The sequence below is a fragment of the Streptomyces sp. NPDC055749 genome, from assembly GCF_053617235.1.
This window is the reverse complement of sequence record NZ_JBSHFH010000073.1, coordinates 17,954-30,186: the sequence shown is the minus strand read 5'-3', so window position 1 is coordinate 30,186 and position 12,233 is coordinate 17,954. Positions and strand designations below refer to the sequence as shown.

The 12,233-nt window shown below is 68.6% G+C and carries 13 protein-coding genes and 3 pseudogenes; 8 read left to right on the top strand and 8 right to left on the bottom strand.

Annotated elements, in window-relative coordinates; translation table 11 throughout:
- A pseudogene (locus ACWGO0_RS34290) lies at positions 1–214 on the top strand (IS5/IS1182 family transposase); the annotation flags it as partial.
- 13 nt (positions 215–227) lie between these two features.
- On the opposite strand, the gene ACWGO0_RS34285 reads toward ACWGO0_RS34290, so the two are convergent.
- Entirely contained in the window at positions 228–767 is a 540-nt protein-coding gene (locus ACWGO0_RS34285; protein ID WP_453543872.1) for a hypothetical protein, read from the bottom strand.
- A 432-nt stretch (positions 768–1,199) separates the two neighbouring features.
- Positions 1,200–2,369, bottom strand: a complete 1,170-nt coding sequence (locus tag ACWGO0_RS34280) for a cytochrome P450 (RefSeq protein WP_453543870.1) — start codon at positions 2,367–2,369, stop codon at positions 1,200–1,202.
- Positions 2,370–2,453: 84 nt separating this feature from the next.
- On the opposite strand from ACWGO0_RS34280, the gene ACWGO0_RS34275 reads away from it, so the two are divergent.
- The 3 genes from ACWGO0_RS34275 (at position 2,454) to ACWGO0_RS34265 (ending at position 4,158) form a co-directional block, all read left to right on the top strand.
- Positions 2,454–3,050, top strand: coding sequence for a TetR/AcrR family transcriptional regulator (locus ACWGO0_RS34275; protein WP_453543868.1), 597 nt, complete (start codon positions 2,454–2,456; stop codon positions 3,048–3,050).
- 144 nt (positions 3,051–3,194) lie between these two features.
- Entirely contained in the window at positions 3,195–3,644 is a 450-nt protein-coding gene (locus ACWGO0_RS34270; protein WP_453543866.1) for a MarR family winged helix-turn-helix transcriptional regulator, read from the top strand.
- The gene (locus ACWGO0_RS34265) at positions 3,631–4,158 is read left to right on the top strand and encodes an aspartate carbamoyltransferase (RefSeq protein WP_453543864.1); all 528 of its coding nucleotides are present in this window, start codon (positions 3,631–3,633) and stop codon (positions 4,156–4,158) included. Before ACWGO0_RS34270 ends, ACWGO0_RS34265 begins: the two co-directional genes overlap by 14 nt.
- Positions 4,159–4,380: 222 nt before the next feature.
- On the opposite strand, the gene ACWGO0_RS34260 is transcribed toward ACWGO0_RS34265, so the two are convergent.
- From ACWGO0_RS34260 to ACWGO0_RS34245, 4 genes are all read right to left on the bottom strand, one after another.
- Entirely contained in the window at positions 4,381–4,605 is a 225-nt protein-coding gene (locus ACWGO0_RS34260; RefSeq protein ID WP_453543862.1) for a hypothetical protein, read from the bottom strand.
- Positions 4,602–5,420, bottom strand: a complete 819-nt coding sequence (locus ACWGO0_RS34255; RefSeq protein ID WP_453543876.1) for an MFS transporter — start codon at positions 5,418–5,420, stop codon at positions 4,602–4,604. Before ACWGO0_RS34255 ends, ACWGO0_RS34260 begins: the two co-directional genes overlap by 4 nt.
- Positions 5,336–5,896, bottom strand: a complete 561-nt coding sequence (locus ACWGO0_RS34250; RefSeq protein ID WP_453543860.1) for an MFS transporter — start codon at positions 5,894–5,896, stop codon at positions 5,336–5,338. The genes ACWGO0_RS34255 and ACWGO0_RS34250 overlap by 85 nt, the downstream gene beginning before the upstream one ends.
- A 219-nt stretch (positions 5,897–6,115) precedes the next feature.
- Complete coding sequence (locus ACWGO0_RS34245; protein ID WP_453543858.1) at positions 6,116–7,531, bottom strand: MFS transporter; 1,416 nt, start codon at positions 7,529–7,531, stop codon at positions 6,116–6,118.
- A 92-nt stretch (positions 7,532–7,623) separates the two neighbouring features.
- Here ACWGO0_RS34245 and ACWGO0_RS34240 point away from each other — a divergent pair, with 92 nt between their 5' ends.
- Positions 7,624–8,208 carry a TetR/AcrR family transcriptional regulator gene (locus ACWGO0_RS34240; RefSeq protein WP_453543856.1) on the top strand — a complete coding sequence of 195 codons (585 nt, stop codon included), beginning with the start codon at positions 7,624–7,626 and terminating at the stop codon, positions 8,206–8,208.
- A gap of 181 nt (positions 8,209–8,389) precedes the next feature.
- Positions 8,390–8,464, top strand: a pseudogene (locus ACWGO0_RS34235) (DUF3703 domain-containing protein); the annotation flags it as partial.
- Between the two features lie 131 nt (positions 8,465–8,595).
- Here the strand turns inward: ACWGO0_RS34235 and ACWGO0_RS34230 are convergent.
- A complete protein-coding gene (locus ACWGO0_RS34230) occupies positions 8,596–9,270 on the bottom strand; it encodes an ArsR/SmtB family transcription factor (RefSeq protein ID WP_453543854.1) in 675 nt (224 codons plus the stop codon).
- Between the two features lie 42 nt (positions 9,271–9,312).
- On the opposite strand from ACWGO0_RS34230, the gene ACWGO0_RS34225 reads away from it, so the two are divergent.
- Positions 9,313–10,722, top strand: coding sequence for an MBL fold metallo-hydrolase (locus tag ACWGO0_RS34225; protein ID WP_453543852.1), 1,410 nt, complete (start codon positions 9,313–9,315; stop codon positions 10,720–10,722).
- On the top strand, positions 10,719–12,026 hold the full coding sequence (locus ACWGO0_RS34220; protein WP_453543850.1) for an MFS transporter: 1,308 nt from the start codon (positions 10,719–10,721) through the stop codon (positions 12,024–12,026). Before ACWGO0_RS34225 ends, ACWGO0_RS34220 begins: the two co-directional genes overlap by 4 nt.
- Before the next feature lie 19 nt (positions 12,027–12,045).
- On the opposite strand, the pseudogene ACWGO0_RS34215 reads toward ACWGO0_RS34220, so the two are convergent.
- Positions 12,046–12,219: pseudogene (locus tag ACWGO0_RS34215) on the bottom strand (MerR family DNA-binding protein); the annotation flags it as partial.
- Positions 12,220–12,233: the final 14 nt, after the last annotated feature.

The following is a 12,233-nucleotide window of genomic DNA, read 5'->3' as shown; positions in this document are numbered from 1 at the left end:
GCGCTGGCGGACCCGTCCGGGTGCCGTTTCGGGGCCGCCGCCTCAAGAGATGGAAGCGCCGCCACAACACCACCCACGCCAAGATCCGCTGCCTCAGATGCAGGCCAAGGCCACCCTCAAGGGATGGCACCTCCTGCGGAACCTCCGCTGCAGCACCAACCGAATCACCGACGTCGTGAAGGCCGTCCTCGTCCTTCGCCACACATCAGCGTGAGGTTGGAAAACGCTCAGTGGTAGGGGAATGCTCTTGCTGGGTTTCTGGGGTGCCGCAGGAGGTAGCCGTCCACGTTGCCGTGCTTGTCCGCGTACCACTCGATGGTGTTCTTCACTCGCGTCGGTAGCGGGACGTCGCGGTAGTCGCCGGTCCTGCGGTGCTTGAGGCGCCCGTACTCGCGGGTGGTTTGGCTGACTTGCTCGGTGATGCGGTAGACGTCGTCGGCCACGATGTTGTTCAGGTTTATGGCGGCGGCTTCTCCGTTGCGCATCCCGCAGCCGCTCATCAGGTCAGCGAACAAGGTGAAGGTGTCGTCGCCGGCCAGGCGTATGTCTTGCAGTTGGGAGACGGAGGGGATCACCGCACGCTTCGGGTCGTACTGGGGCGGCTTGACGCCCTCGAGAGGGTTCTCATCAAAGATGCCGAGCCGATGCGCGTCCAACAGGATCGCCTTCAGCTTGTCAAAGGCGTTCGACTGGGTTGCCAGACCGGCCCCGTTACGCTCAAGTGTCTGGATGAACCCGTCCACTACCTTGTGGTCGAACGTGCCCATTCGCCGGTTCTCGAGCGCGGGGAGCAGGTGATGTTCCAGCAGGGAGTCGAGGTGTCTTAGTGACCCCGGCCCCAAGTCCCGTTGCCCGCCTTCCACTCGGCGGCATACTCCCTGAACTGCATTGCCCCGTACTTCGCCACACGCTCGGCCTTCGCCTGGTTGCGAGGGGTCCCGTTCTTCGCTTTGTAGACATCGGTCAACCGTTGGAGGGCCTTGTCCCGAGTGGCGAACCCGGACTCCTCCACTTGCTTCCCGGTCGCACTCCGATACCGGACCTTGTAGGGGTGCGGGCACTTCGACCACCTGGACTGCGTGTGCTCGCAGTCCTTGAACAATGTGCCCATCCCGTGGGCCAGAGGCTAAGGGGTACCTCAACTGCACCTGGCGGGGACGAGAAGGTAAGCGCATCGCGCCCTCGGTGGTTCACACGGGTCACCAGACCACAGGGAGTTCGACGAGGCCGCCCGTCAGCACATCACCGCGGACAGTCAGCTCCGCGGCCGACACCGCGAGCCGCATCGTCGGGAAGCGCTGGACGAGCTGGGCGAGGGCGACCTGTAGTTCCATGCGGGCCAGGGGTGCGCCGATGCAGTAGCGGGCGCCGTGTCCGAAAGTGACGTGGGAAGTCCCTTGGCGCGTGACATCGAAACGGTCGGGGTCGGGAAAGACGGCGGGGTCGTGGTTGGCGGCGCCGTTGTCGAGCATCACGAGGTCCCCGGCGCGGATGGTTATGCCGCCGATGTCGAAGTCGGTGCGGGCGTAGCGGGGTATGCCTCCACTGCCCTTGCCGGGAGCCCGCAGGACCTCTTCGACCGCTCCCGCGACCCGGTCGGGGGCCTCCTTCAGGGCCTGCCACTGGTCCGGGGCGGTGAGCAGCAGTAGCGCGCCGAGGCCGAGCTGGACGACGGTGGTCTCATGGCCGGCGAACAGCAGGGCCATCGAAAGCATGGCGATCTCGTCATCGCCAACCCCGTCGGTCGCGCAGAGACGTGAGATCACGTCGTCACCGGGTTCGCGTCGCTTACGGGTCACCAGCTCTGTTCCGTACTGGAACAGATCCCCCAGTCCCTGTTCGGAGCGTGCCCGGTCGAACACGTCGGCGGCGGCCTGGGTCCAGGTACGGAACTGGGACCGGTCTTCGTACGGCACACCGAGCAGCTCGCAGATGACCAGGATCGGCAGCGGTAGTGCGAGGGCTGTGATGAGGTCGGCCGGCTCTTCCTGGCCTGCGAGTTGGTCGAGAAGCTCGGCGGTCAGGGCCTCCACGCGAGGACGGAAGGCACGCATGCGCCCTGGAGAGAAGTGCGGCTGCAGCAGTGAGCGCATGCGAATGTGATCCGCCTGCTCAGTCTCGTAACTACCCAAAGGGCCGCCGAAGAGGGCGGATTCGTTGGAGCGGGCTGCGGCGGCCGGGCAGGGGTGGGACCGGCCCAGCCGGCCGTCGTCGAGGAGTTGGCGGACCTCGTTGTATCCGGTGACGAGCCAGGCTTCATCGCCGACGCGGGTGCGGATCTTGTGGACGGCTCCCTGGTTCTGCAGCTCGCGCTGGAGCGGCGGAACCTGCAGGGGGCCGGACTGTTCGAAGGGCAGCTGGGCGGTCACGGCAGCTCCTGAGTGGACGCCAATTTGTATACTCTGACGTAAACAAACGTACTTGTATACTGCTGCGTAAACAAGGGAGGTCGGGTGGGAGAGCGAGCGCGTGCCGAGGGCGTCGTGCCGGTGAAGCGGATGCGGCGGACGGAACGGCGGGAGCAGATCCTGGACGCCGCCACCCGGGCGTTCGCCCGTACCGGCTTCGCCGACACCAGCCTTGACGACGTCGCCGCCGAGGCGGGCATCACCCGGGTGATGCTCTACCGGCATTTCGAGTCCAAGGCCCACATGTACCGAGCGGTCCTGGACCGCGCATGTGCTCGTCTCGCCGAAAACGTGGGCAGCGACAACTTCGACGAGGACTCGGTCCCTGCTCTGGTTCGTGCCGCAGCGGCTGACCCCGACGCCTTCCGGCTGCTGTTTCATCACGCCGCCCGGGAACCGGAATTCCGCGACCTCATCGACACCCTCACCGCGGCCTCGACCGAGATCGCTCAGCGCAACCTCGCCGCACTGCTGCCCGCAGGTCCCTGGCTGGACTGGGCGGCGCGGGTGGTCCCCGTATTCACCATCGAGGCCGTCATCGGCTGGCTGGACGCCGGACAGCCGGATCCTGATGCTGCGGCGGACCGGATCGGCAAGGCCATTCACGGTGTCATCGAGGCGGCAGGTCCGGTCGGCGACTGAATCGCAAGTACGACGGCGCCACGCGCAGCGACATCAGGGGCTATGCCGCAGCCTCTGACCGCGCGCTGGCCGTCCGCTGCTCCTCACGGCCGAGCCACAGGCAAGTGGTTGCACGGTCGAACCATCTGGTTGTACAGTCGAACCATGTCGACGGATCGCGGGACTGATGACCCGGTTGTTCTCCAGAAGGCTTTGGGGAGTTTCATCCGCGCCTTCGGGCTGCACCAGCCGGAAGCAACGCCCTGTGGCCAGCCGATCTCCGTCTCCGAGGCGCACGCCTTGGGCGAGCTGGCTCAGGCAGACGAACTACGGCAGGTCGAACTGACCCGTCGGCTGCGGCTGCAGAAGAGCACCGTGAGCCGGCTGGTAGGGCAGCTGTCCGCCCGCGACTGGGTGGAACGCGTTCCCGCGCCCGAGGACGGAAGGGGTGTCGTACTGCGACTCACCTCTTCGGGACGGCGAGCCGCTCAGAACCTGGCCGAAGCACGGCGGGAGCGGTTCTCGCGACTCCTGGAATCGATCCCGGCCCACGAACGAGCGGGCGTAATGCACGCCCTCGATGTCATGGTGGAGGCACTGGATGAGGAACCGTAAACGCCGGGTTCTGGGGGCGGGCGCGGCGGTGGTGGTCCTCGGCGCGGCGGCGGCTGTGGCCCTGGTGGCCGGCGGATCGCCACAGGATTCGGGCGATGGGCAGACAGGCCGGCAGAGGGTGGTGGCCGAGCGGGGCAAGAGCGTGATGCCTTTCGACCTGGAACAGACCACGCACCGATTCACCCCCACCAAGACGGGCGGGGTTCAGGACGTGGTGGCCGACCAGTCAGGCGACGAAGAGCAGATCCGCCTGATACGGGCTCATCTGCGCAAGGAGGGCGAGGCGTTTGGCCGGGGTGACTTCGCCGACCCGGCCCGGATCCACGGCACCGGTATGCCGGGCCTGGCCGCGCTCGAAGAGGGGCACGACCGTGTCGCCGTCCGTTACGAGGACCGGGCTGACGGCGCCACCCTGACCTACGTCACGCAGGACCCCGCGCTAGTCGACGCCCTGCGTGACTGGTTCGAAGCCCAGCTCGGCGACCACGGTGGCCACGCCGAGCCGGGCCATTGACTGGCAGGGCTGCTGGGTCGGCAGTCCTCGCGGAAGTGGCGGACATGTACGCGGCGGCTCCCCGTCGTGCCCTCCACGCGCTGGGCTGTGGAGGCGCATCCCGTTGCCATCCACCACCACTCCGGCCACACCCGCCAGATGGGCCATGACCGTGCACATTCGCCGGTCGAGGGCGGCGGCGGTGACCTGACGCACGCCGACACGTCTAAGCCGGCTCAGCGATCAACACCCCACTGGGTGGCGCTGAGAAGTCCGCGTATCGGTTCCGGCGATGCTCGCCGCGACCATGCTGGAGACGGTGGCGGCGCCCAGCGAGGCGCCGAACTCGTGGAAGGTGCTCACGATCTGTACGGCGGATCCAAGTGCCTTCAACCAGCCCGGGCAGTCGGAGCAGGCTGCGCCAGGCGCGCAGTCCGGGCAGCGCCAGTAGTCGTAGTCCTCGCTCACGCCACGTCATCGGCATGCTCCTCCTTCGGCCGCTCCGCGGAGTGCTCCGGCGCGGGGCCGGCCAGACCGGGGATCCGTCGGCCGACGAGCAGGTAGACGACCATACTGGCCAGGGCGAACGAGCCGACGCCGAGGAACATGGTCGTGCCGCCGTAGGCCGCTAGCAGCAGGCCACCGGTGTAGGGGCCGATGAAGACGCCGAGTTGGGCGAAGGTCTGCGCGCCGAAGTACGAGCCTCGGCGGTCCTCCGGCGCGATCCGGTCGATGATGGCGAACTCCGCGGGATAGATGAGGATCTCGCCGAGCGAGAACACCACCATCGCGGCGACGAAGTGCCAGATCTCCTCCGCGTACGCGAAACCGGCCATGCCGAGGACGGTCAGCAGACCGCCGACGACGATGGACGTCACGGGGTTGCGCGTGTCCATGAACCGGGAGACGAACAGCTGCAGGACCACCACGATCACCGCGTTGGTGGTCAGCACGTACCCCAGGATCATGGTGCCGTCGGTGAAACCGTCGGAGAGATGCTGCGCGAGCAGAGAGGAGACCCGGCCGTGCACGGCCTCCAGCAGCAGTCCGGCGAGGATGAGGAACAGCAGCCGCGAGTCGCTCGCTACGACCCGGGCGCTCTCCGCGAGCCCTTTGAGCACGCTGCCGACGAGCTGCGTCGTTCCCTCGCCGGTGGCCGTCCGGCCGGGCTCGCCGGACTTCGCGGACGACGACGAGGTCAGCAGCAGGGCTCCGGCCAGGCCGAGCAGGTAGACGCCGTAGCCGAGCGCGCCGACGAGGAACGCCGACCGGTCGCCGGCCAGCCCGACCGCCGCGCCGACGACCGGCCCGACGGCGTATCCCATGTTGATGGTTTATGTACATGGTACGAGAACCATTTCACCCGTCGGCCCGGCGGGAGCAGGTCGCTCAGTAGCGCCTTGCCCACGGGTCCGAAGGAGCTGCTGCTGAGCGCCATCGTCGCGTTGAAGACGAACACCGCGAGGATGCCGTGGCTGAAGTAGAGGCCCACGAACGAGCCGATCACCCCCAGGGGGGAGATCAGCAGCAGCGGGGTCCGGCCGAGGAGGTCGGAGAGCGAACCTCCGACGAACCCGGCGAAGATCGAGAAGAACACCGACGAGCCGATGATGAAGCCGATCATGCCCGGCTGGAGCCCGAGTTCCTTGTGGAGGAACACGGCCAGGAAGGGAACGGTGACCGAGTTGGCGAGGCTCTTGATGCCGGAGCCGACGACCAGCACCCGGGCGAGCACGGGTGGGGAGGCGGTGGTGGTCATCGCGCTGTGTCGACCGTGCCCGGGTGGGATCGGGCCGTGCGCTCCTGGCGGTAGCCGAAGCTTCCGCACTTCCCCAGACCTGGGCTGAACCTGCAACTCCCGCGGATCTGAGGGCTCCCGCACTGGAACACCGCACCCGCACCTTCGGCGCCCCGCCCTGCCCCGCCACGGTGCGGCGAGACAGGGCGGGGTTTGCAGCGGTCTGCTCGGCTCGTCACATCACACCGGATCTGGCAGTTGGACGCGCTCACGGGGGCCGTGGCCCGGCGTCAGTACGAGTACCAGGACCGCTGCCGCGGCAGCCACGACGGCGCCGGTGGTGAAGCCGCGTGAGAAACCCGCGCCATCGGTTCCGGCGATGCTCGCCGCGGCCATGCTGGAGACGACGGCGACGCCCAGCGAGGCGCCGAACTCGTGGAAGGTGCTCACGATTCCGGAAGCGAGGCCGGCTTCGTGCGGTTCGATCTGCCCCAGCGCGGTGGCGGAGGCGACGACGAAGAGCACTCCGGTGCCGGCGGCGGCCACTGCGATGCCCGTCACCAGAGCGGGGGTGCTGTCCCAGAGCGCGGGAATCATCATGCCGACAGCGGCGAGGAGAAGCCCGGATACCCCCAGCGCCCGGGGTCCTGTACGCCCGATCACTCGGCCCGCCGCGGTCGCCCCGGCCATCGTCGCCAGCGCGACGGGAAGGAAGAGCAGGCCGGTTTCGAGCGCCCCGAACCCTCGGTGGTCCTGCAAGGAGAACGTACCGAGGAAGAACACCATGATCATCAGAGCGGTGGCCACCAGGATCAGCAGCGTTCCCGTCGCGACCGGCCGACGAACCAGAAGCCCGACGTCCATGAGCGGAGACGCCGCCCGGCGCTGACGGATAATGAAGGCCCAGTAGAGGAGCGCCGCGGCAGCGACCAGTCCGGCTGTCGCCAACGTGGCCCATCCCTTGTCGCCGGCCCTGATCAGGGCATAGGTCAGAGTGCCGGTGCCGGCGGTCACCAACACCGCGCCCACCACGTCGAGCCGTCCCCGCGTGGCAGGTCGCGGCTGCGGTGGGAGTTGAGTCCGCAGGGCGATGAAAACAACCACGCCCACGGGGACGTTGATGAAGAACACCCACGGCCACCCGGGACCCGCGGTGAGCAGCCCTCCCAGGAGCACGCCCAACGCCGCCCCGGTGCCGCCCAGCGACGACCAGATTCCCAGCGCCTTGTTCCGCTCCTCACCGTCGAAAAGCGTGACGATCAGTGACAGCGCGGCCGGGGAGAGCATGGCCGCCGCAAGGCCCTGCAGCACGCGTCCCCCGAGGAGCATGGGGCCGGAGGTGGCCAGGCCCGCCAGCAGCGAGGCGCCGGCGAACAGCAGCAGAGCCACCAGGACCAGGCGCCGGGCCCCGAACAGGTCAGCGGCCCGGCCTCCCAGCAGGAGAAGGCCGCCGAACGCGAGGGTGTAGGCGCTCACGACCCAGGTGAGCGCCTCGCGCTCAAGCCCGAGGTCCGCGCCCATGTGCGGCAGCGCGATGGCGACCACGGTGACATCCAGGATCAGCATCAGCTGCGCGACGCCCACGAGTGCCAGGATCTTCCAACGGCGTGGGTCAGGACTGCCGGTGGGACGGGCGGAAGCCATCGGTTCGGTCATGACGGTCCCCCTTCACGATAAAGTCAAACACCAGTGTTCGAGTTGCAGACGTTACTCTAACCCGTACATCACTGTTCGACTTAAGGGGTTGCATGTCTCGCTCAGCGCCCGGGGCCACCCGCAGAGCCGATGCCCAGCAGAACGTGGAGAAGATCCTGGACGCGGCCATCGACTGCCTCAGTCGCAACGCCGACGCGAGCGTGGTCCAGATCGCCCACGCCGCAGGGGTGGGCCGGGTCACCCTCTACGGCCACTTCCCGTCCCGGGACAGCCTGGTCGAAGCGGCACTGACACGCCTGCTCGCCCAAGGGGACGAGGTACTGGAAGACCTCGACCTCACGGGTGACCCCCGCACCGCGCTGGACACCCTCATCAGGTCGAGCTGGCTCCTCATCGCACGGGCGAGCGCCATACTCGAAGCCGCGCAGACCGTGCTGCCCCCCGGACGGATTCACGCCCTTCACGCCAGGCCCGAGCAGCGCGTACGCGACCTGATCACCCGCGGACAGACCGAAGGCGTCTTCCGGGACGACCTCCCCGCGAGCTGGCTGGCGAGCGCCCTCCACCACATCTTCAAAGGCACAGCGGCAGACGTGGCCAACGGAACGCTGGACCCGGAGGACGCCCCCCGCTTCGCCACACAGATCGTCCTGGCGGCCTACACCCCCCACGCCTGAAAGCCTGCGGCTCCGCGGCGTACGGCGGCCGACTACAGCACACCCGGCGCCGGACGGCGCGCCCGAGGCTTCGGGGGGACGCGGTGGCGTGGGAAACAGGGCTGCCGGGCTGGCTGCCGGACTGCTTATCGCGGTCGTGACCGCGCCGGTGGGAGTCTCGGGATCCCGAACTCATGCGGTGATGCTCAGCCTGGCGTTGCAGGGCCGCGACCTGCGCGAGGCCATCGGTCAGCTCTTGCGTCTGGCGGTGGCCGCTCCAGGCTCGGCGGCTGGGGCATACCCGGACGGCAACACCGGCCGCACTCGGCCGGACCCACCACCCCTATGCCCGTTCCCTACGACCTTGCCGCACCGCTCGCCGGGGCCGGGATCGCCCTGCGGGCTTGATCAGTCGGCTCCAGCGGCGACGGGCAGGTCGGCCAGGCGCCACTCCAGCATGCCGTCGTTCAAGCGGATGGCCTTCCGGCCCAGCCCGGTCAGCATGCGTACGGCGTCGTGGGCCAGCACGCAGTACTCGCCGCGGCAATAGGTGACCACCTCGACGCCGTCGGGCAGCTCGCTGATCCGATCGGCGAGTTCGTCGACGGGGATGGAGATCGCGCCGGGGATGTGCCCGGCGGCGTATTCCTGGGCAGGGCGCACATCGAGCACCACGACGTCGCCGGCCTCAACCCTGGCCAGGAGCTCCTCACGGGTGACTTCCCGCCCTGTCTCCTCGCCGAGGTACGCGCTGCGGGCCGGCTCGACGGCGGCCTGGTGGGATTCGGCGACCTTGCGCAACAGCGCGAAGAGCTGGGCGACATCGTCACCGGCCAGGCGGTAATGAATGCGGACCCCTTGCCGGCGAGTGACTACCAGCCCGGCCTGCTTGAGCGTCTGCAGGTGCGCGGAGGCCGTGGTCAGGTTCAGTCCGGCCGCCTTGGCGAGCGCGTCCACGGTGCGCTCACCCTGAGCGAGCAGGTCGAGCAGTTCCAGTCTCTTTCCGCTGGCCAGAGCCTTGCCGGTGGCCGCGAAGGCGTCATACAACCGCCCCTTGGCCTGAGTCCTCGTCGTTGCCGTCATGGCATCCTCCATAGATCCATGGAATATTGTAGTTTAGAGTAGGTGCGCAAGCACCACGCCGCCCCTCATCACGTCCTGGAGGATCCCGTGGGTTTCGCCGATGACCACCTCATACCGCTGGTCGACGAGGGACTCGGCAACAGCGCCTATCTCGTAGACCTGGGAGCTGGCCGCGCCTTGGCCATCGACGCCAGCCGCGACCTGCGTACCCTGCACGCTGCCGCCGAGCGCCGCGGGTTGCGCGTCGCCTTCGCCGCGGACACACACCTGCACGCCGACTTCCTGTCCGGCGCTGTCCAACTCGGCCATGACACGGGAGCCACCGTCCTCGCCTCCGCGGCCGGTCGGCGTGCCTTCCCTCACACTCCCCTCGCCGACGAGGACGAGATCGACCTGGGCGGGCTCAAACTGCGCGCCCTGTCCACCCCCGGCCACACCGACGAACACCTGTCCTTCCTGCTGCTGGACGGCACCCGTGAGCTGGGCGTCTTCACGGGCGGGTCCCTGATCGTCGGATCCGCCGCCCGCACCGACCTGCTCGGCGCCGACCGCACGGACGAGCTGGCCCGTGCCCAGTACCGCTCCCTGCGGCGCCTGGCCGAACTGCCGGACACCACCGCCGTGTGGCCGACGCACGGGGCCGGGTCCTTCTGCTCCGCACCGCCCGGCGCCGAGCGCACCACCACCATCGCCGCACAGAAGCAGGCCAACCCCCTGCTCACCGCTCCGGACGAGGACACCTTCGTACGGCAGTTGCTCGGCAGTGTCGGCTCCTACCCCGCATACTTCGACCGCCTGGGTGAGGCGAACCGGCGCGGGCCCACCGTTCTCAGCTCCGCCCCGACTCTCCCCGCGCTCTCCCCGGCCCAGGTACGCCATCTGCTCGGCGAGGGCGCTCAACTCGTCGACGTACGCCCCATCGCGGATTTCGCCGCAGGCCACATCCCTGGCGCCGTCTCCATTCCACTGCGGGACCAGTTCGCCACTTGGCTGGGCTGGCTGCTGCCCGACGACACCCCACTTGTGTTCGTCAGCAGCACCGGCCAGGACCTGGCCGAACTCACCTGGCAGGCGTTGAAGATCGGCTACGAGCGACTGGCAGGGCGCCTCGACGGTGGCATGGGCGTTTGGGCGGCAGGTGGTGGAGAGCAGGAGCACATCGAACTACTCACCGCCGACGGGATCGCCGAACGCCCCGTCCTCGACATCCGGCAGCGAGCCGAGCACACCGCCGGACACATTCCCGGAGCGGTCCACATCGAACTCGGCGACCTTGCCGCGCGTTCCGACGCCACCCCGCAGAACGCCGTCGTCGCCTGCGGCCACGGCGAACGCGCCATGACCGCTGCCAGTCTCCTTCAGAGTGCCGGCCACCAAAATCTCGCCGTCCTCGACGGTGGCCCCGCCGACTGGGCCAAAGCCACTGGCCGCACGCTGGAGGAGAGCGCGTGACCACCACCGGTCCCACGTCAAACCTCACCGGCATACGCCTCGGACTGCGCGCCAACCTTGCCCAGTTCAGCCTGCTCGTCGTGATCAACGCACTGGTCGGCGGCATGCTGGGCCAGGAGCGGACCGTCCTGCCGCTGCTGGCCGACGATGTTTTTCACCTCGCCGCCTACACCTCTGCCCTCACCTACATCCTCGCCTTCGGCGCGACCAAGGCGGTCACCAACTTCTTCGCCGGGACCTGGTCCGACCGCTACGGCCGCAAGCCGGTCCTGATCGCCGGCTGGCTCATCGCCCTGCCCGTGCCCGCGATGCTGGCGTGGGGCCCCACCTGGGGCTGGATCATCGCCGCCAACGTCCTGCTCGGTATCAACCAGGGTCTGACCTGGTCCACCACCGTCATCATGAAGATCGACCTGGCCGGCCCCGAACGCCGCGGCCTGGCCATGGGATTCAACGAAGCCGCCGGATACGTCGCCGTCGCCGCCACCGCCGTCGCCACCGGAGCCATCGCCGAACACGCGGGCCTGCGCCCCGCCCCATTCCTGCTGGGTGCCGCCTATGTCGTCCTCGCCCTGGGCCTGTCCACCCTCGCCGTACGGGAGACCCGCGACCACGCCCGCTTCGAAGCCGCCCGCCACACCACCCAAGCAGGCAGTGAGCAGGACGGGGAACTGACCACCGGCCAGATCGCACGGCTCACCAGCCTTCGCGACAAGGCCCTCTCCGCCGCCAGCCAGGCCGGCATGGTCAACAATCTCAACGACGCCCTCGCCTGGGGCATCTTCCCCCTCCTCTTCGCTGCCCACGGTCTGTCCATCGCACAGATCGGCATGCTCGCTGCCCTCTACCCTGCCGTCTGGGGCGCCGGCCAGATGGTCACCGGCTGGTGGTCCGACCACATCGGCCGCAAACACCTCATCACCGCCGGGATGCTGCTCCAGGCCGCCGCCATCGCCCTCGTCGCCGCCGGCACCACCTTCGGCGTCTGGGCCACCGCCCAAGTCCTCCTCGGCCTCGGCACCGCCCTGGTCTACCCGACCCTGCTCGCCGTCATCGGCGACGTCGCCCACCCCGCATGGCGCGCCCGCGCTGTCGGCATCTACCGCCTGTGGCGCGACGGCGGCTTCGCCGTCGGCGCCCTCCTCGCCGGCGCCCTCGCCGACGCCTACAGCCTCACCACCGCCATCTGGGTCATCGCCGGGCTCACCGCCGCCTCCGGCCTGCTGGTAGCGGTACGGATGTACGAAACGCACCCCCGAAGGGGGCGGGCAAGAGCCGAGGTCCGGCGACATTTGAGCGGCTGACGCCGCTTGTCGCGTCTCATCAGATCTTGCAGGGGCAGGGCTGTTGACCTGCGGGGTGACAGGTCGAATTTAGGGTGCAAGGGCTTTCGCCGTTGTCGTGGACGATCAGGATCTGCCGTGCTTCCTGAACGGGCATGCCCGCCGCCTTGAAGCGGCGGATAAAGCACAGCCGGTCAGCGGTTTTGGGACCGTAGACGCGGTGACCGT

Bases quoted from the DNA above. Each gene is read 5' to 3' on its own strand.
- ACWGO0_RS34250 (WP_453543860.1), bottom strand. From the start codon at position 5,896: ATGACCACCACCGCCTCCCCACCCGTGCTCGCCCGGGTGCTGGTCGTC.
- ACWGO0_RS34265 (WP_453543864.1), top strand. From the start codon at position 3,631: ATGAGGAACCGTAAACGCCGGGTTCTGGGGGCGGGCGCGGCGGTGGTG.
- ACWGO0_RS34245 (WP_453543858.1), bottom strand. From the start codon at position 7,531: ATGACCGAACCGATGGCTTCCGCCCGTCCCACCGGCAGTCCTGACCCA.
- ACWGO0_RS34240 (WP_453543856.1), top strand. From the start codon at position 7,624: ATGTCTCGCTCAGCGCCCGGGGCCACCCGCAGAGCCGATGCCCAGCAG.
- ACWGO0_RS34285 (WP_453543872.1), bottom strand. From the start codon at position 767: ATGGGCACGTTCGACCACAAGGTAGTGGACGGGTTCATCCAGACACTT.
- ACWGO0_RS34230 (WP_453543854.1), bottom strand. From the start codon at position 9,270: ATGACGGCAACGACGAGGACTCAGGCCAAGGGGCGGTTGTATGACGCC.
- ACWGO0_RS34270 (WP_453543866.1), top strand. From the start codon at position 3,195: ATGTCGACGGATCGCGGGACTGATGACCCGGTTGTTCTCCAGAAGGCT.